This window comes from Gordonia sp. GN26 (assembly GCF_054823965.1).
Map to the genome: position 1 here is coordinate 29,239 of NZ_JSYC01000037.1, position 18,545 is coordinate 47,783.

The following is an 18,545-nucleotide window of genomic DNA, read 5'->3' on the forward strand; positions in this document are numbered from 1 at the left end:
ACGCCGCGTATCGAGGTCGCGGGTTTCGAGCAGCTCAACCGGCGGAGGGGTCCGGCAGCCACGCGCCGTGTAGTCCGGCGGGAACGCGGATCGGTAGGTCCACGGTGGCGATCGGGCCGTCCTGCGGGGCGTCGGCGCTGAGCAGGTAGAACCGCGAGGTCATGTCGGTCGGGTCGGTGCCGATCGCGCCCCAGTAGTCGCGTTCGGCGCCCGGGATGTAGACCGGTTCGCCGATTGCCGCGCCCGGGGTCCAGACCGTTTCCGTCCCGGCCGCGAGGTCGTGGAACCACAGGCTGTCGAGATCACGGCCGTCCCGCGGGCCCTTCGCGACGCTGGCGATGCGGTGATGCTCCCGCGTCAGCATCCGATCATCGACGCGCGGGAACTCCATGTCCGGTTCGGAGCTGTTCAGGACGGTCTTGGTGATCCCGGCGTCCGGGCGGAGCACCGCTCGCGTCAGGGACGACGCCGCGGGCGTCGGCTGGTCGGAGAAGCCACCCGGATAGGTCCACTCCACGTAGTCGACGGTGACCGACCCGTCGGGATTGTCGAAGGCGTTGGCGAAGTGCCAGACCCAGAACGGGTCGGTGTCGATCCAGCGCACCGCGGTGCCGTCCCGCGGGATCAGTGCGATGCGGGTCCCGCGCCGGGGCTGCCACGACAGCAACGACCCGCCGCTCATCACCGACGCGAAATCGAAGACCAGCGGGCACACGAACAGCACGAGGTAGCGGCTGGTCAGGGCCATGTCGTGGATCATGATCGGGGCGTCGATGCCGTCGACAGGGGTCGGCTTGCGAGTGGCCCGGCCATCCGGGCCGACGACGGCCCAGGTCAGGTACGGCGCCTCGAGTACGTAGTTGAACAGCACCATCTCGCCGGTCGACGGGTCGATCTTGGGATGCGCGGTGCTGCCGACGAACATCGCACCGTCACAGTCGGTTCGCCCGATGGTCGCCAGGTCGGCCGGCGAGATCTCGTACGGGCGGTCCGCCTCGGCCATCGCCAGCAGCCGCCCGCCGTGACGCACGATGTTGATGTCGGGCAACTCGCGGGTCGTGCCCGCGAGCTCGTCGCCGACCTCCGCCGCCGACGGGGTGTAACCGTCGATGATACCCGACCAGATGGCGTGTCCGGCAGTCTCTTCCGCGAGGACCATCGGGGTGCGGACGAAACGGTTGCGATACGACGCGCGTCCGGCGGCGAGGCTGATGCGGTGCACCATGGCGTCCCCGTCGATCGGATACACATACGAACCGATCGGGTCGAAGCGCATGTTGGGCCCGTTGCGCAGGTAGCTGCCCTGCAGGTCGGCCGGGATCTCCCCGCTGACCGGCAGGTCGACGGCGTCCACCTCGTCGCGCTGCGGGGCGAAGACGCCGGTGAGGAACGGGTTGCGGGACATGTCGACCGGCGCCGGGCGGGTCGGGACATCGGATGCGGTCATGACGCTGCTTTCGGCGAGCCGTGGATGACGATGATGTCGCTCCAGATTAGGGCGTTCCTGCAGGTCGCGTACGCCGATCGTCCGTTTCGTCCCGAATCGGCGGGTCCGGGGACGGGCGGTCGACGCGGTCGTCGTGATTAGCTTGGGCATGCGTTCGAGGCGGGGGAGCCGCGACTACGGGTCGATTCTGCTCGGCTCGGTCGAGGAGAGCGGGGTCAAGCAACGCGTCCGGATCCAGACCTTGCTGACCACGTCGATCGTGGTGGCGAATATTTTCGGCGCGGTCGTCGCGACGGCGCTGGCCGCCGTGGGCATCCCGCAACCGACCGTGTTCACCGCCGAACTGTGGTGGGTGAACTACATCGCGGTACCCGTGTACATCCTCGGCGCGTTCGTCATCGGGATCGGTTGGGGCACCCTGGTGGGCGTCCGGAATCTCCGATGGGCGATCCGCGACGAGGCCCCGACCAAGCGCGACGCACGCCGGACGATGCGCCTGCCCTGGAGACTGTCGCTGGTGCAGGGTCTGCTCTGGGCGGGCGCCACCGTGACGCTGACGATCATGTACGGCGTCGCCGACCCGCAGCTGATCCCCAAGACGGTCTTCGTCGTCGGCATGAGCGGCGTCGTCGTGGTGGGCATCTCGTACCTCTTCATCGACTTCACCCTGCGGCCCGTTGTGGCCGAACTGATCTCGGCCGGATTCCACCGCCGCAAGCGCACCGGTGTGAAGACCCGGGCGGTGATGTCGTGGATGGTCGGGTCGGCGATCCCGATCATCGGCATCCTGCTGGTCGTAGCATTCGGGATGGGGCGCGACGAGACATCCAAGCTCGACCTCTTCATCGGGGTGACGGTCCTGGGCCTCACCGCACTGTTCACCGGCCTCCTGCTGACACTGCTCTCGTCGATGAGCATCACCGGGCCGATCGGTTCGGTGCGATCCGGGATGAACCGCGTGACCTCCGGCGACCTCGAGAACGCCGACCTCGTCGTCTACGACGGCACCGAACTCGGTGACCTGCAGGTGGGTTTCAACGCGATGGTCTCGGGCCTGCGGGAACGAGAACGGATGCGCGACCTGTTCGGGCGCCACGTCGGCCACGAGGTCGCGGAGGCGGCGTTGTCGTCGGACCCCGAACTCGGCGGCACCGAGCGGGTGACCGCCGCACTTTTCGTCGACGTGATGGGTTCGACGACCCTTGCCGCGCAGCGCCGTCCGACCGAGGTCGTCGAGATCCTCAACAAGTTCTTCGCGGTGATCGTCCGAGCCGTCGAGGACAAGGACGGGCTTGTCAACAAGTTCGAGGGCGACGCCGTGCTGGCGATCTTCGGGGCACCCATCGAGCTCGACGATCCGGCCGGCGCCGCGCTGGCGGCCGCACGCCGCATCGTCGCCGACCTCGCGGTCGAGGTGCCCGAACTGTCCGCGGGGGTCGGGGTCAGTTACGGGGCCGTCGTGGCCGGAAACGTCGGCGCCATCGAACGTTTCGAGTACACGGTGATCGGCGACCCGGTGAACGAGAGTGCGCGGCTCTCCGAACTCGCCAAACGCGACCCGTCGAGTCCACTGGCGTCGGGACGCGCGGTCGAGGCGGCCGACCCCGCCGAGGCCCGTCGCTGGACCCAGCTGGAGACCCTGTCGTTGCGCGGCCGGACGGCCGAGACGGTCGTCTACGCGGCCGCCACGGGGGACCGCACGGCGACCCTCGCGAACACGCTGGGGGAGAAGGCGACTGCGGAAACGGACACCGGCTAGGTGGTCAGATGGCGTCCTCGGAGCTGATCACGAGGCCGTCGGGTCCGACGATGCTGAGGCCGAGGCCGTCGAAGACGGAGTACTTGTACCCGTTGTTGTAGGCGACGTAGTAGTAACGGCCGCTGCCGTTCTCCTGTTCGAACACGCCAGAGACCGGGATACACAGGGTGTTTCCCGAACTGCGCGCGACGCCCCGGTATTCGAGATCACCGTTGCCCCACTGGCAGATGGTGGCGGCGGACTTCGCGGTGACGACCGAGGTGACGGTGTACTGGTTGCCGTCGCACGACGGCGCGATCGGGGCGGCGCCGGCCGTGGACGTGCCGACGGCGAGCGCGCCGGCGGCGAGGACGAGTGATGCGCCGGCCGTGGCCAGGCGGGTGTGCGTAGTTGTCATGGAAACCGAAGCTAGATCAGGTTTTTCGTCTGCAACATGGGCAGAACTCCCCGCCATCGTTCAGGTGGATGACCCTTCGCCCTTCGATACGCCCTCCGCAGGCTCCGGGCTACTCAGGGAGCGGGAAAGGCTTCCGCAGGCTCCTGCCCCGCCGGCCGAGTAGCGCCGACCGAGCGGAGCGAGGACGCCGCGTATCGAGGTCAGGCCGGCTTCGCTACGGCTCGTCGCAGGCTCCTCGCCCCCTCGACCAGCGGGTGTCGAGGTCAGGGAGCAATTCAGGCGTCGCGGTCGCCCTGTCCCTCGGCGAAGTCGAGTCGGCGGAGCGCGATTCGCAGCACCTCGTCGTCGATGCGCCCGGCGTCACGTTCTTCGATGAAAACCTTGCGTTGCAGGTGCAGGAGTTCGGTGCGAATCCGGGAGCCGGCGGCGGTGGGGCTCTCGCCGAGCGTCTCGGGGCCACGGCCGAGTTCCTCCCACGCCACATTGCGCTGCGAGGTGATCCATTTGCGCATCAGGGCCACCTGCATGCGGCTGGGATCGTCGTCGGCGAGGTCGGCGGCGATCTCGTCCAACCGGCGTTCCGCCTCCCGCGAGGCCCGGTCCTGGGCGGCGGCATAGGCGAGACGATCCTGCGCGCGCTCGTCGCCGGTGACGCCCAGTTTCCGGATCACCCAGGGCAGCGTGGTGCCCTGGATCAGAAGGGTGCCGACCACGACCACGAACGTGAGCAGCAGGATCTCGGCGCGCGCCGGGAACGGTTCGCCGGACTCGGTTGTCATCGGGATGCCGAAGGCGGCAGCGAGTGAGACCACTCCGCGCATGCCCGCCCAGGAGACGACGAAGACCGAGGCCGGCGTCGGACGCGGTTCCGGTCCGAGCTTCCCGCGGAAGATGACCCCCGGCAGGAAGGCGGCCGGGTAGACCCAGAGGAACCGGATGATGATCGTGGCGGCGAGCACCGCGGCGGCGTCGATGGCGACCTGAACCCACGATTCGCCCTCGACGCCCTCGATGATGAACGGCATCTGGACGCCGATGAGCAGGAAGACGAACGCTTCCAGGATGACGTCGATGGACTTGCGCACCGCTTCGTCCTGGAGGCGGGTGGCATAGCCGAGGCGGACCGAACGCTGACCGAGGAACAACCCGGCCGTCACCACGCCGATCACACCCGAACAGTGCAGCTGTTCTGCGACGAAATAGGCGGCGAACGGCACCAATATGCCGATCGCGGTCTCCATCGGAGGGTCGGTCAACCAGACCCGGACCCACGAGACCGCCATGCCGAAGAGGAGGCCGACGACGAGTCCGCCGAGCGCCGCGACCGCGAAGGTCAGCAGCCCCTCGCCCAGTGAGGTGGTCAGGCCGATGGCGGCGGCGAGTGCGATGCGGAACGCGGTCAGCGCCGTGGCGTCGTTGAGGAGGCTCTCGCCGCCGAGGAGGGTCATGACCGGCCGGGGGAGTCCGAGGCGACGGCCGATCGCCTGCGCCGACACCGCATCCGGAGGCGCGACCACGGCACCGAGGACGAGTGCCGCGGTCAGTGGGAGGTTGGGGACGGTCAGGTGGGCCACGAACCCGACGACCACCGTCGTCACGAGTGGCAGACCCACGGCGAGTGCCGCGATCCCACGCCAGCGTGCTCGGATCGCCTGGTAGGAGCTCTCCTGGGCAGCGGAGTACAACAGTGGCGGCAGGATGAGGAAGAGTACGAGTTCGGGGTTCAGCTCCGGCGTCGGCAGGCCGGGGATCCAACCGATCGCCAGGCCGACGGTGACCAGGATCAGCGGCGAGGACAACCCGTAGCGCCGGCAGAGAGCAGACACCGCCAACGCGACGACCGCGATGACCAGAAGCGATGCACTCATCCGAGCGACTGTAATCGCCGCAGGCCGTGTTGATAATGGTGAACATGCAGATCTTTCGCCGGTTCTCGTCCCGCGGCGCTGACGCGTCGGGCCCGGCACCCGACGCCGACGCAGCGTCGGATCCGTCCGCGCGCTGCCCCGACCTGGCCGCGGTCGCAGGCGACGCGATACCCGTGCCGGAACCTCCGGCGGGCGAGAGACTCTCCTGCGAGGGCTGCCTCGCGATCGGCGAGGACCACTGGGCACACCTGCGGATGTGTCTGCGATGCGGGTACATCGGATGCTGCGACTCGAGTCCGCGCCGGCATGCGACCGCGCACTTCCACGACACCGCCCATCCGGTCATGCGGTCCGCCGAACCCGGCGAGAGCTGGAGGTGGTGTTACGTGCACGAGGTCATCGGTTGAGAGCCGCACCACGACACCGCACAACCGGGTGTCACCGTGGCAGAACCCGTACCGGCGACAAGTAGGATTTGGGAATGACGTCGAACAGCGAGAGCGCGACCAGCGCGGATCAGCCGGCGCCGACGATCGGCCCGCCGGATGTCATCGGCACGCCGCTGAGTCCGACGGCGACCAAGGTGATGGTGCTCGGTGCGGGCGAACTCGGCAAGGAGGTCGTGATCGCGTTCCAGCGTCTCGGCGTCGAGGTCGTCGCCGTGGATCGCTACGCGAATGCGCCCGGTCAGCAGGTCGCGCATCACGCGGAGGTCATCGACATGACCGACCCGGAGGCGCTGCTCGCCGTCATCGACAAGCATCGGCCCGCCTATGTGGTACCGGAGATCGAGGCCATCGCGACCGAGGCGCTCGTCGAGGTCGCCGAACGGGGCATCGCGGAGGTCATCCCGACCGCGAGTGCCGTCGTCGCCACCATGAACCGCGAGGGCATCCGGCGCCTCGCCGACGAGGAACTCGGCCTCCCGACGTCGCCGTACCTCTTCGCCGACACTCTCGAGGAGCTGACGGTCGCCGCCCGGCAGATCGGCTTCCCGTGCGTCGTGAAGCCGGTGATGTCCTCCTCCGGCAAGGGCCAGTCGGTCCTGCGTGGACCCGACGACGTCGCGTCGGCGTGGGAGACCGCGAACACCGGCGGCCGGGTCCAGGGCAACCGGGTCATCGTCGAGGGTTTCATCGAATTCGACTACGAGATCACGCTTCTCACGGTGCGCGCGATCGACCCGCGGACCGGGCTGCTGACCTCGCACTTTTGTGCGCCGATCGGTCACCGCCAGATCAACGGCGACTACGTCGAGAGCTGGCAGCCGCACGAGATGAGTCCGGACGCGCATGCCTCCGCGACGTCGATCGCGGCCCGCATCGCCACCGCGCTCGGTGACGGAAAACTCGCCGGCCGTGGCGTTTTCGGCGTCGAGCTGTTCATCCAGGGCGACGACGTCTACTTCTCCGAGGTGAGCCCGCGACCGCATGACACCGGCCTGGTCACCATGGCGACCCAGCGGTTGTCGGAGTTCGAGATGCACGCCCGCGCGATCCTCGGCCTCCCCGTCGACGTCACGCTGGCGTCGCCCGGCGCGTCGGCGGTGATCTACGGGCAGCTCGACCAGCCCGCCATCGGATTCGAGAACGTCGCCGCGGCACTCGCGGTGCCCGAGACCGACATCCGTCTGTTCGGCAAGCCCGAGAGCTTTCATCGCCGGCGCATGGGGGTGGTCACCGCGACCGCCGACGACGTCCCCGCCGCTCGCGAGCGCGCCGTGCGTGCGGCTTCTCTCGTCACGCCCGTGCCGGGCCGTCCCGCTGTCCGCAAGGCGACGGTCCTGCCGCCGCCGGCTCCGCCCGCACCGCCGCGCCGTCCCGGCCCCCAATCCGGACACGCCGGCCCGCCGCCCGGACCCGTCGGTCCTCCGCCAGGGGTCGCCGGACCCCCGCCCGGGCCTGCCGGTCCGCCGCCCGGTCGTCCCGTCCCGCCGCCCGGTCGGCCGGTACCGCCTCCCGGTCCGCGCCCCGCACCCCGACCCACCGGCGGTCCCGGAGGTCAGCGGCCGATGGCACCTCCCGGGGCGCCCCGTCCCGCAGGTCCTCCCCGGTCGGCGGCCCCGGGGCAGTCCCCGGTCATGACGTCGCTGGTGAAGACCGGTGATCCCGCCGACGAGCCGGCCTCCGGGTCGCCCGTCGCCGGCGAGTGACCAGGCGTCGAACAGGTGCCGTTCTGGGGTGAGTTGCTGGTCGCGGCCGTCATCTTCGTCGGCCTGGTCGGGATCGTCGTCCCGATCCTGCCGGGAACGCTGCTGATCGCCTGTGCGCTGCTCGTCTGGGCGATCGTCGTGGGCGGATGGGCCTGGTCGGTGTTCGCCGCAGCCCTCCTCGTGCTCGTGGTCGGCGAGGTCATCAAATACCTCGTCGCCGGGAAGTCGTTGCGCACGGACGGAATTCCGAACCGAACCGTCGTGGTGGGTGGGATCGTCGGGATCGTCGGTTTCTTCGTCGTGCCCGTGATCGGTCTGCTCCTGGGTTTCGTCGTGGGTGCGGTGGCCGCTGAACTCGTGCGGACCCAGAGCCTGGAGTTGGCATGGCGCGGTGCGGTGGCCGCGCTCAAGGCCGCGGCCAAGACGATCGGCATCGAACTGCTCTTCGCGCTTGTCGCCACCGGCATCTGGACGGGCGGCGCCTTCGTCTGGTGAGGCTCGTTCTCCGAGAACGGGAACGGCCGACCTCCGCGTGCCAGAATGGCGCCTGTGCGCATCGGGATGACGATGCCCGTGATGGAGCCGGACCTCGACGCAGAGACCCTCCACTCATGGGCCACCACCATTGACGACGGTCCCTTCAGCTCCCTGTGCTGGGGTGAGCGGATAGCGTTCGACAACCCCGAGTGCCTGACGTTCCTCGGTGCAGCAGCCGCATGGACCCGACGCGTACCCCTGGTGATGACGGTCGTGGTGCCCCAGCTGCATGACCCGGTCATGCTCGCGAAAGCACTGGCGACCGGAGACATGTTGTCGGAGGGCAGGCTCACGGTGGCGCTCGGGGTCGGCGGTCGGCACGAGGACTATCGGGCCGTCGGCGCGGACCCGTCCACCCAGACCATGAGGCAGCTCGCCGACCGGGCGGCGACGATGAAGCAGGTCTGGGCCGGCGAGAAGCTGACCGAGTCGGTGCTCCCGGTGGGGCCGCCGCCCTATCGCAAGGGCGGTCCGTCGCTGCACGTCGGCACCACCGGGCCCAAGACCATCCGCAGCGCCGTCGACTGGGCCGACGGCATCGCCGGCGTCACGCTCGACCTCGATGCATCGAAGCAGAACGAACTGTTCGACGTCGCACGGTCGGCATGGGCCGAGGCCGGGCGTCCCACACCGCATCTCGCCACGTCGTTCTGGTTCGCCATCGGTGAAGGTGACGCGCCGCGGGCACAGGTGACCCGGCATCTCCACCACTACATGAACTGGATTCCGTCGGAGTTCGTCGACGCCATCGCGCCCACGACGGGGTGGTCGGGTACCGAGGCCGAGCTCACCGAGGTGCTGCGCCGCTTCGCCGACATCGGCACCGACGAGGTGCAGCTCATCCCGACGAGTTCGGACCCCGACCAGCTCCGACGCGCGGCGAACGTCGCCGCCGCGTTCACCTGACGGGTCCGGAGAACGAAGGTGCGGCAGTCGGTTCCGGAATCCGGGACCAACTGCCGCAATGCGTCGGTGACTAGTGGACGGCGTCCGTCCCGGGCTTCAGCATCACCAGGCACAGCACGGCGGCTGCGGCGGTGAGGACACCCGAGAAGATCAGGCACAGCTGCATGCCGTCGAGAAAGGCGTCGCCGACGGCGTTCATAACCGTCGGGGTGTCCGCACCGAGATCGAGACCTGCCACGGCACCGAGACCCTCACCGTCCACCGCGTCGACGACGCGCTCGCGCAGCTCGCCGTCGATCCCGGCATCGGCGAGCTGTCGGGGCAGCGAGCTCACCGCGCCCGCGGTGAGCAGGGCGCCGAGGACGGCCGGGCCGAGCGCGCCGCCGACCTGACGGAAGGCGTTGTTGCCCGCCGCCGCCATGCCCGCCAGTCGGTAGGGCACCGCGGCGACCGCGGTCGCGGTCATCGGCGCCATCACGAAACCCATGCCGAGACCGAGGACGACCAGGCGCCACCCGATCGCGGCGAACGAGGTGTCGGCGTCGATGGTGAGCAGCGCGAACTGTGCCGCGGCCACCGCAGCCAGGCCGCCGCCGATCAGGAAACGCGCCTGGACCCGGTGCATCAGCTTGCCGGCAAGCGCACCCACGACCATCGAAGCGCCGTTCATCAGCGCGAGGCGCCAGCCGGCCTCGATCGTGCCGAGCTGCTGCACCAGGCCGAAGTACATGCTCAGCACGAAGATGAAACCGATCAGCGACAAGAAGCTGATCATCGCGATCAGCGTGGTGACGGTGAAGGCGCGACTGCGGAACAGCGCGAGGTCGAGCATCGGGCTGTCGGAACGACGTTCGACGGCCACGAAGGCCGCGCCCGAGAGCACCGCGATGATCAGGGCGACGATCACGCGGGCATCGCCCAGTCCGTTGACGCCGGCCTCGATCACGCCGAAGACCAATGCGGTGACCGCGACGGCAGCGGTCACCTGACCGGGCCAGTCGAGCCGCCGGTTGTGCGGCGCACGCGATTCCGGGAGCGCGGCCAGGGCGATCGCGAAGGCGGCGACCGCGAACGGGACGGGCAGCACGTAGATGAATCGCCAGCCGAGGTTCTCGGCCACCGGTCCGGCGATCATCGGCCCCACCGTCAGCGCCAGCATCAGCGACGACGCCCAGATGCCGATGAACTTTCCGCGTTCCCGGAAGTCGGGGACCGCGTGGCTGATGAGCGCGAGGGTCGTCGGCAGCAGTGCGGCGGCGCCGGTACCGGCCAGGGCCTGGCCGACCCATACGAACGCGATGGACTGCGCCGACAGTGCGACAACGGCGCCCAGCGCGGACAGCGCGAGGCCGGTCAGATAGACCTTGCGGCGGCCGTGGACATCGCCGAACACACCAGCGGTCAGGATGAACGCCGCCATCGGCAGCACGAAGGCGTCCTGCACCCAGGACAGCTGCGCCGTCGACGCGCCGAGGGCGTTGCCGATCGCCGGCAGGCTCACCGCGACGCTGGTGATCGGTAGGTAGGCCACGAAGACGCCGAGGCAGGCCATCACGATGGTGGCCGTCCGGCGCTCGGGGGGAGCGGGAAGGGTGGTGGACGTGGTGGTCACGCACACTCGCTTTCGATGTCAGGGGTGGCACGGCCGATCGGACGCGACCACGGGTCGTCGTCCGGATGGGACTCGGAGATGGTTGCCGCGCGAAGCGCAGGACCCAATTGTCCGGGGCGGGAGTACGAAACCTGCAACCAGAACGCCCTGCGCGGCACATTTGTCGGCTGAAGCGGTGCTGGCCGGTAGTATCCCTCCACGATGGATGACATTGACGGAACAATCCTCCGCGCACTCCAGGTGTATCCGCGCGCATCGTTCCGCCTGCTCGGGGAGGTCGCCAGGATCTCGGAGCAGACCGCGGCGAGGCGGTACCAGGCCCTGCGCCGGGCCGGGGTGACGAGAGTCGTCGGTGTCGTCCGCCCGGCGGTGCGTGGCGATGCCGAGTGGGTGGCACGCGTGCGATGCCGTCCCGACCGGTTGGAGCCGCTGGCCGCGTCCCTCGCTCGGCGCCGTGATGTGGTCTTCGCCTACGTCGTGTCCGGCGGGTCCGAGATCATCTGCATCGTCCGGGCGCCGATCGGGGACGTCGGTGACGATGCGCTGCTCGCGGCGCTGCCGTCGCGCGCGGCGGTCCTCGACCTTCGGGTCGATCTCCTGTTGCACGCCTTCAACCCGGGTTCGGCGTCGAAGTGGACCGGCTTCGGCGGGTGGTTGTCGGACGAGTCCCGCGCGCTGGTCGCCGCGGCGGCGTCCGGTACCGCCGGCGTCGACGAGGATCCCGACGACGGTGGGCTGGTCGAGAACGCGCGCCTCACCGACGACGACGCGCCGCTCATCGATGCGCTGACGCAGGACGGCCGGCTGCCGCATCGGGAGCTGGCACGTGTCTGCGGGTGGACGGTGGGACGGGTGCGTCGGCGACTGCGGACCCTGGAACAGAGCGGTGCGCTGCAGTACGACGTCGAGATCCTGCCCGAGCGGCTCGGTTTCGGGTTGAGTGCCACCCTGTGGCTCAGAGTGTTGCCGGGCGCCGTCGATGCGGTGGGCGAGACGGTCGCCGCGCACGACGAGGTGGCGTTCGCGGCCGCGATCAGCGGCGAACACAACCTGATGGTCTCGGTGATCTGCCGCGACGCCGAGGACTTCTACCGGTACCTGCGCACCAGAATCGGTGCGATGGAAGGGATTCTCGGCTACTCGGTGAGCATCCGTGTCCGGCGGTTGAAACAGTCCGCGTCACTGGTGGTGCAGGGGCGTCTGATCCAGCCCGTGTGACCCCGATTGATCCCTCGATGACACGAACCTGCTGTTCGGAAGTACCGGATGGGGGCGTCGTGCGCGGTAACTTCCTTCTGTGACCTCGCCGACGACCGACAACCAGGGCCTGGTGAGGTTGTGCGTGCTCGCCGTTCTCGCCGGCTGCGTGACCGGTGTCCTCGGCGGGGCTTTCCGGTGGTGCCTCGACCATCTCAACCGATGGCGGTTCGAGATGCTCGACTGGGCCGACGGGCTCGGCGCCCCGGGGTGGTTCATCCCGGTGGCGCTGACGGCCGCGGGCGCGGCTTTCGGAGCGCTCGTCTCGCACCTGGTGCCGACCGCGGCGGGTAGCGGCATCCAGCATGTGGAGGCCGTGGAACGCGGTGAGGCGGAACCGGCGCCGCTGCGCGTTATCCCTGCCCGCTTCGTCGGTGGGCTGGCCGCGATCGGCTCGGGTCTGATCCTCGGCCGGGAGGGGCCGACCGTGCACATGGGTGCCGCTGTCGGTTCCGAGACCGGGCGCCGCGCCGGGCTCGACGAATACGACGTCCGCGTCATGCAGACCTCGCTCAGCGGGGCCGGTCTCGCCGTCGCCTTCACCGCGCCGGTGGGTGGCGCGTTGTTCGCGCTCGAGGAGGTGACCCACTCCTTCCGGCTCCGGGTGGTGGTACCGACCATCCTCGCCGTAGCCGCGGCGGTGGCCTGCGGCCACGTGATCCTCGGCGACCGGCCCGACTTCCTCGTGGGTGCGGTGGCGCCGCCCTCGATCACCCTGCTGCCGGTGTTCGTGGTCTTCGGTCTGCTCAGCGGGCTCATCGGGATCGCTTATGGCCGTGCGGTTCTCGCGGCGATCACCGCGGTCCGGGGGATCACTCGCGTCCCGCAGATCGCGAAGGCCGCGATCATCGGCGCGGTCGTCGGTGGCCTGATGGCCGTCGACACCGACGCGGCCGGCGGCGGAGACAATCTGGCGCAACAGATCTTCGACGGCTCGGTGGTCCTGCCGGTGGTCGCCGCACTGTTCATCGTCCGGTTCGTCGCCGGACCGCTGTCCTACGCCGCGGGCACACCCGGTGGTCTGTTCGCGCCGATGCTCGCACTCGGTGCACTGTGGGGTGTGCTGTTCGCCGCAGGCCTCGAGGCCGTGATCCCGCAATCGGATTCGACGCTGCGCGATGCCCTCGTGCTCGCGGGCATGGCCGCACTGTTCGGCGCGGTGGTGCGGGCGCCGCTCACCGGCATGGTCGTGGTGATGGAGATGAGCGCGACGACGACCGTGGCGGTCCCCATGCTCGCCGCGACCGCGGCCGCCGTACTCGTCGCACACCTCTCCGGGACCCCGCCCGTCTACGACTCGCTGCGGGAGCAGATGCTCGCCAACGACACCGGCCGCGAACGGGATCCAGGCGCCTAGAAGGCGCGCGTGTGCGCGCCGAGCGGCACGATCAGCGGTCCGCCCGAGATCGGGTCCGTCATCACATGTGCCCGTAAACCGAAGGCCTCGTCGAGCATCTCGGCGTCGATGACCTCGGCCGGGGTGCCGGTGGTGACGATGGCGCCGTTCTTCATGACGACCAGCGAATCGCTGTAGCGTGCGGCGAGATTGAGGTCGTGCAGGACCATCACCACGGTCTTGCCGTGGTCGTCGCGGAGGCGGCGGACGAGGTCGAGGACGTCGATCGAGTGGGCGAGATCGAGGTAGGTGGTCGGCTCGTCGAGCAGGATGAGGTCGGTGCCCTGCGCGAGCGTGAGCGCGATCCAGACCCGCTGGCGCTGACCGCCGGAGAGGGCGTCGAGGGTTCGGTCGGCGAGTTCGATGGTGTCGGTCATCTCCATCGCCTCGGCGACAGCAACTTCGTCGGCGGCGGTCGCCTGCTGGTACCACCGTTGGTGCGGGTGCCGGCCCCGGCCGACGAGGTCGGCGACGGTCAATCCCTCGGGTGCGACCGGGTTCTGGGGCAGGATCGCCAGGGTCCGGGCGATCTGCTTGGGCCGCACGTGCGCGATGTCGTCGCCGTCGAGGTAGACGGTGCCGGCCTTGGGTGGCAGCAGTCGGGCGAGGCATCGGAGCAACGTCGACTTACCGCATCCGTTGGAGCCGATGATGGTCGTGACCTGGCCGTCGGGGATGTCGATGTCCAGGCCGTCGATGACGACCCGCTGGTCGTAGCCGACGGTGAGTCCGCTGCCGCGGAGCCGGGACGTCGTCTGCGGGGCGTTCTCGGTTGGGGAGATGGTCATACGGTCGCCTTCCGGGACATCGCGATCATCAGGTAGATGAGGAACGGTCCGCCGATCGCGGCGGTGACGATGCCGACGGGTAGGCCGCCGGGCAGCACCGTGCGGCACAACAGATCTCCGCCGAGCACCAGGGACGCACCGATCAGGCCGGACAGGAGCGGGGTCGGCACCGCGGTGCGGGCCAGCCGCAGTGCGATCTGCGGGGCGAGCAGGGCGACGAAGGCGATCGGTCCGGCGGCGGACACGCACAGCGCACTGACCAGGACCGCGGTCAACAGCAGCGTCGTGGACACCGCACCGGTGCGGACGCCGAGTCCGCGTGCGAGATCCGGTCCGAGGCTGAGCATGCCGATCTGCCGCGAGAGCACGACGATCACCACGATCCCGAAGACGACCCCGCCGACCACCGGCCAGACATTGGACCAGCCCACGTTGGCGACCGAGCCGACCAGCCACACCTGGGCACGCCCCACATCGCGGATGTCGGCGCGGGTCAGCAGGAAGTTGGTCAGCGCCTGCAGCATCCAGGTCATGCCGACACCGATCAGCACGAGGCGGAACGGGTTGATGCCGCTGTTGGCCTTGCGGCCGGGCCACGCGAGCACGTACATGAGCGTTGCGGTCAGCAGCGCGCCGATCATCGCCGACGCCGGGACACCGAGGTCGCCGAACCAGCTGCCCCAGCTGGTGTTCGAGAAGGCGATGGCCGCGACCGCCGCCGCGCTCGCCCCGGCGGTGATGCCGAGGATGTCGGGGGTGGCGAGTGGATTCTGGGAGATCAGCTGGGTGAGTGAGCCGGAGCATCCGAGCCCGATGCCCACCAGCAGCCCGACGAGGGCCCGGGGGAGCGCGACGTCGAAGACGACGACATTCTCGATGCGGGTGCCCCCGCCCAACAGGATTCGCGCGACGTCGATCGGGGTGAGGGGGAAGTCGCTGACGCCGACGCTGGTCAGGAACAGCACCACGGCGAGTGCGGCCGAGACGAACGCGACGACGAGCATGCGCGGGCGCACGACGAACGACACCGGTTCGACCGCGAGGCGGTAGCCCCCGGGATGCGGGGCGATGCTGCGTGAACGGGCCGTTGGCTTCGGTGTTGTCACATCGGACGTGCTCATACGGTTGCCAACCTCTGCCGACGGACCATGAAGATCAGGAACGGGGCGCCGACCAGGGCGAGCATGACGCCCACCTGGACCTCACCCGGGCGTGCGACGACGCGGCCGAGGATGTCGCAACCGACGAGGAGTATCCCGCCGAGCAGCGCCGAATACGGGATGATCCAGCGGTAGTCGGCGCCGACGAACGCCCGCGCGATGTGCGGCACGACGAGTCCGAGGAACACGATGGGCCCGCAGGCCGCGGTGGCGGCGCCGATCAGCAGGGTGATCGTCAGGATGCCGAGCGCGCGGATCAGGACCACCCGCGAGCCCAGCGCCTTGGTCATGTCGTCGCCCAGGCTGAGGACGTTCAGGAAGAAGCCGCTCGCCAGCGCGAACACCAATCCGACCCCGATGAACGGCAGGCTCGCCCAGAACACGTCGATGCCACGGCCTGCGGTCGAACCGACGCTCCAGAACCGCCACTGGTCGAGCGAGTTGGTGTCCACGAGCACGATCGACGAGGTGATCGCGGTGAGCATCGCCGTCAGGCCGGTGCCGGCCAGGACCAGGGTGAGCGGACTCGAGCCGCTCAGTGCCGACAGCCCGAAGACGACGGTCGCGGCGATGATCGCGCCGAGCAGACCGAAGAACATGAACGCGACGGGGCTGGTGATCCCGACCAGGTAGATACCGGCCACCACGGCGCATGCGGCTCCGGCGTTCACGCCGAGGATGCCGGGATCGGCGATGGGGTTACGCGTGTGTCCCTGGGTGAGGGCACCGGCGGCGCCGACGGCCAGACCGGCGAACAGACCGAGGAGGGTCCGGGGGACGCGGAGGTCCCAGACGATGCCGTCGACGTCGGTGTCCTTGCTGATCGCCGGCATCCGGAGATCGAGGAGGGCGGCCCAGATCTCGGAGATCCCGTCGGCGAAACTCGCCCAGACCTCGTCGAGCGGGACGGGACGGGTGCCGAAGAGCACGGAGGCGACGACCAGCCCCACCAGAACCGCGACCAGCACGGGAATGCCGAGAACACGGAAGGGGCGGCGCACGAAGGGTTACCTTACCAACGCTGTTCGGCGACGCTCGTGGCGCGGCATCGTTCATGTCGTTCGGGTAACGAAAGACCGCACCGGAGTGAGTGGAGGTTGTGTCTTCGGTAACACTGCGGTGAGCTCGGATCGATATGCCCAGTGTTTCCAGGGTTGTGAAAAAGGAGGATCGATGAAGTCACTCAAACGGGCCGTTGTCGGGGTTCTGGCTGCGGGAAGCATCGCGGCAGGAACGCTCGTGGGTGCCGCGCCCGCGCAGGCCGCCGTCCCCAACCTGCAGATGACCGGTGGGGTCTACTGCCAGTTCGGTGCCCCGGGTACCCCGTGGAACCAGGCGTGGAGCATGACCCGGTTCATGCGCGTCACCGCGCGTGACGGCGAATTCCGCAACGTCACACTGCAGGAGACCGGCGGCGCGACGAAGTTCAAGGCGCAGCTGAAGAAGAACGAATCCCTCACCATCAAGACCACCTGGTTCGGCTGCTTCCCGTCGTCGATCTCCGGCTACGCGATCTCCGACTACGCCGAGAACCTGACCGACAACGTCGGTTTCTGGTGGAACGTCCGTCGCATCGACAATCCGTTCGACCGCTTCGGCACGGGCTCGTCCGCGTCGGCCGCCCAGGTGACCGGCGGCGGCAACAACGTCAAGGGAGTGCCCACCATCCCCGGGCACTGAGTCCGGAACGAACAAACGACGAGGGGCGACCGGTGAAGAACCGGTCGCCCCTCGTCGTTGTTGTTGCTGAGGGCGCCTCAGGCGGACGGACGCGCCACCTTGTGGGGCTCGGATGCGGCGAGCATGTCTTCACGCTCGACGACCTTCACGCGTTCGCGGCCCTCGGCGGCACCGAGTGCGCGTTCGTGCTCGTCGAGGCGGTACCAGCCGTCCCACGTGGTGAACGGAATGTTCTTGGACTCGAGCAGCTCGATGATCGCGTCCTCGCCGGGGGTGGCCGGTGCGAGGAGCTTGTCGGCTTCCATGTCCTTGAGGATGCAGTCGACGGTCTCGTTGGCGTCGCCCTTGGTGTGGCCGATGAGACCGACCGGGCCGCGCTTGACCCAACCGGTGGTGTAGACGCCGGTGAGTTGCTCACCCTCGTCGAACACGCGTCCGGCCTCGTTGGGGATGACCCCGGCCTGGGAGTCGAAGGGGATGTCGGGCAGGTTGTCCGACAGGTAACCGACCGCACGGTAGACCGCGCCGACCTCCCAGTCGGTGATCTTGCCGGTGGGCTTGACGTTGCCGGTGCCGTCGAGCTGGGTGCGTTCGGTGCGCAGGCCGACAACCTTGCCGTCTTCGCCGAGGATCTCGACGGGGCTTTCGAAGAAGTGCAGGAACAGCTTGTGGATCGCCCCCTGCTTCGGTTCGCGGATCGCGTAGTTCTCGATGATCGTGGCGACCTGGTCGGTGATCTTCGAGCCGCGACGGGCGACGGTGGAACCCTCGTCGTAGTCGATGTCCTCGGGGTTGACGATGACCTCGATGTTGGGCGAGTGGTCGAGCTCCTTGAGCTCGAGCGGGGTGAACTTGGCCTGGGCGGGTCCGCGGCGGCCGAAGACGTGGACCTCGATGGCCTTGTTGGCCTTGAGTCCTTCGTAGACGTTGGCCGGGATCTCGGTGGGCAGCAGTTCGTCGCCGGTCTTGGCCAGCACGCGGGCGACGTCGAGGGCGACGTTGCCGACGCCGATGACGGCGACCTTCTCCTGCTCCAGCGGCCAGGTGCGCGGGAAGTCGGGGTGGCCGTCGTACCAGGCGACGAACTGTGCGGCGCCGTAGCTGCCCTCGAGGTCGATGCCGGGGATGTCGAGCGCGCGGTCGTCGGTGGCGCCGGTGGAGAAGATGATCGCGTCGTAGTGCGACTTCAGCTCGTCGAGCGTGATGTCGGTGCCGTAGTCGACGTTGCCGAGCAGGCGGACCTGCGGCTTGTCGAGGACCTTGTGCAGGGCGGTGATGATGCCCTTGATGCGCGGGTGATCAGGCGCGACGCCGTAACGGATCAGTCCGAACGGAGCCGGCATACGCTCGTAGAGGTCGATGCTGACGCCGCGATCCTTCGCGGTGTCGGACTTCATCAACGCGTCGGCGGCGTAGATCCCGGCGGGACCGGCACCGACGATCGCAACCCGAAGCGGGCGGCTGTTGTCGCTCATGGAGTAGGTGTCTTCCGTTGCTCGGCGCGCCCCGACGCAGGAACCGGATCCGAAACCCTTGATTCTGGTGTCGACACGCTTGGGTATGGCCTATCCCTTCTACGGTAGGCG

16 protein-coding genes are annotated in these 18,545 nt (G+C 69.0%); 8 read left to right on the top strand and 8 right to left on the bottom strand.

Translation table 11 applies throughout. From position 1 onward, the window contains the following. Positions 1 to 34 precede the first annotated feature (34 nt). Positions 35 to 1,447 carry a carotenoid oxygenase family protein gene (locus OK17_RS10215; RefSeq protein ID WP_232716709.1) on the bottom strand — a complete coding sequence of 471 codons (1,413 nt, stop codon included), beginning with the start codon at positions 1,445 to 1,447 and terminating at the stop codon, positions 35 to 37. A 148-nt stretch (positions 1,448 to 1,595) separates the two neighbouring features. Here OK17_RS10215 and OK17_RS10220 point away from each other — a divergent pair, with 148 nt between their 5' ends. Beyond that, complete coding sequence (locus OK17_RS10220) at positions 1,596 to 3,206, top strand: adenylate/guanylate cyclase domain-containing protein (protein ID WP_232716708.1); 1,611 nt, start codon at positions 1,596 to 1,598, stop codon at positions 3,204 to 3,206. A 4-nt stretch (positions 3,207 to 3,210) separates the two neighbouring features. On the opposite strand, the gene OK17_RS10225 is transcribed toward OK17_RS10220, so the two are convergent. After that, on the bottom strand, positions 3,211 to 3,603 hold the full coding sequence (locus OK17_RS10225) for a hypothetical protein (RefSeq protein ID WP_232716707.1): 393 nt from the start codon (positions 3,601 to 3,603) through the stop codon (positions 3,211 to 3,213). A gap of 275 nt (positions 3,604 to 3,878) precedes the next feature. Then, a complete protein-coding gene (locus tag OK17_RS10230; RefSeq protein WP_461417378.1) occupies positions 3,879 to 5,471 on the bottom strand; it encodes a Na+/H+ antiporter in 1,593 nt (530 codons plus the stop codon). Positions 5,472 to 5,515: 44 nt separating this feature from the next. Between OK17_RS10230 and OK17_RS10235 the strand changes: the two genes are divergently transcribed. From OK17_RS10235 to OK17_RS10250, 4 genes are all read left to right on the top strand, one after another. Further along, positions 5,516 to 5,878, top strand: a complete 363-nt coding sequence (locus OK17_RS10235; RefSeq protein ID WP_461417379.1) for a UBP-type zinc finger domain-containing protein — start codon at positions 5,516 to 5,518, stop codon at positions 5,876 to 5,878. Between the two features lie 74 nt (positions 5,879 to 5,952). Next, positions 5,953 to 7,623, top strand: a complete 1,671-nt coding sequence (purT, locus tag OK17_RS10240) for a formate-dependent phosphoribosylglycinamide formyltransferase (RefSeq protein WP_461417380.1) — start codon at positions 5,953 to 5,955, stop codon at positions 7,621 to 7,623. Positions 7,624 to 7,638: 15 nt separating this feature from the next. Further along, positions 7,639 to 8,118 carry a DUF456 domain-containing protein gene (locus OK17_RS10245; RefSeq protein WP_461417381.1) on the top strand — a complete coding sequence of 160 codons (480 nt, stop codon included), beginning with the start codon at positions 7,639 to 7,641 and terminating at the stop codon, positions 8,116 to 8,118. Between the two features lie 45 nt (positions 8,119 to 8,163). Further along, positions 8,164 to 9,066: an LLM class flavin-dependent oxidoreductase gene (locus tag OK17_RS10250; protein ID WP_232715504.1), complete on the top strand. Its 903-nt coding sequence runs from the start codon at positions 8,164 to 8,166 to the stop codon at positions 9,064 to 9,066. Between the two features lie 70 nt (positions 9,067 to 9,136). Here the strand turns inward: OK17_RS10250 and OK17_RS10255 are convergent, their stop codons facing one another. After that, positions 9,137 to 10,678, bottom strand: coding sequence for an MFS transporter (locus tag OK17_RS10255; RefSeq protein ID WP_461417382.1), 1,542 nt, complete (start codon positions 10,676 to 10,678; stop codon positions 9,137 to 9,139). 201 nt (positions 10,679 to 10,879) lie between these two features. Between OK17_RS10255 and OK17_RS10260 the strand changes: the two genes are divergently transcribed. Together OK17_RS10260 and OK17_RS10265 are read left to right on the top strand one after the other, a co-directional pair. Then, positions 10,880 to 11,896, top strand: a complete 1,017-nt coding sequence (locus OK17_RS10260; RefSeq protein WP_461417383.1) for an Lrp/AsnC family transcriptional regulator — start codon at positions 10,880 to 10,882, stop codon at positions 11,894 to 11,896. A gap of 79 nt (positions 11,897 to 11,975) precedes the next feature. Beyond that, positions 11,976 to 13,292: a ClC family H(+)/Cl(-) exchange transporter gene (locus tag OK17_RS10265; RefSeq protein ID WP_461417384.1), complete on the top strand. Its 1,317-nt coding sequence runs from the start codon at positions 11,976 to 11,978 to the stop codon at positions 13,290 to 13,292. Here OK17_RS10265 and OK17_RS10270 read toward each other — a convergent pair. The 3 genes from OK17_RS10270 to OK17_RS10280 are packed head-to-tail and all read right to left on the bottom strand — an operon-like array spanning position 13,289 to position 16,280. Continuing rightward, positions 13,289 to 14,119: an ABC transporter ATP-binding protein gene (locus OK17_RS10270; protein ID WP_461417385.1), complete on the bottom strand. Its 831-nt coding sequence runs from the start codon at positions 14,117 to 14,119 to the stop codon at positions 13,289 to 13,291. The two genes, OK17_RS10265 and OK17_RS10270, sit on opposite strands and share 4 nt — an antisense overlap. Further along, positions 14,116 to 15,240: a FecCD family ABC transporter permease gene (locus OK17_RS10275; protein WP_461417386.1), complete on the bottom strand. Its 1,125-nt coding sequence runs from the start codon at positions 15,238 to 15,240 to the stop codon at positions 14,116 to 14,118. Before OK17_RS10275 ends, OK17_RS10270 begins: the two co-directional genes overlap by 4 nt. Next, complete coding sequence (locus OK17_RS10280; protein ID WP_461417387.1) at positions 15,237 to 16,280, bottom strand: FecCD family ABC transporter permease; 1,044 nt, start codon at positions 16,278 to 16,280, stop codon at positions 15,237 to 15,239. The genes OK17_RS10275 and OK17_RS10280 overlap by 4 nt, the downstream gene beginning before the upstream one ends. A gap of 172 nt (positions 16,281 to 16,452) precedes the next feature. On the opposite strand from OK17_RS10280, the gene OK17_RS10285 reads away from it, so the two are divergent. Further along, positions 16,453 to 16,959 (top strand): hypothetical protein, encoded by a 507-nt coding sequence (locus OK17_RS10285; protein WP_461417388.1) that lies wholly within the window; start codon positions 16,453 to 16,455, stop codon positions 16,957 to 16,959. Between the two features lie 77 nt (positions 16,960 to 17,036). Here the strand turns inward: OK17_RS10285 and OK17_RS10290 are convergent, their stop codons facing one another. After that, entirely contained in the window at positions 17,037 to 18,434 is a 1,398-nt protein-coding gene (locus OK17_RS10290) for an FAD-dependent oxidoreductase (protein ID WP_461417389.1), read from the bottom strand. Between the last annotated feature and the right edge of the window lie 111 nt (positions 18,435 to 18,545).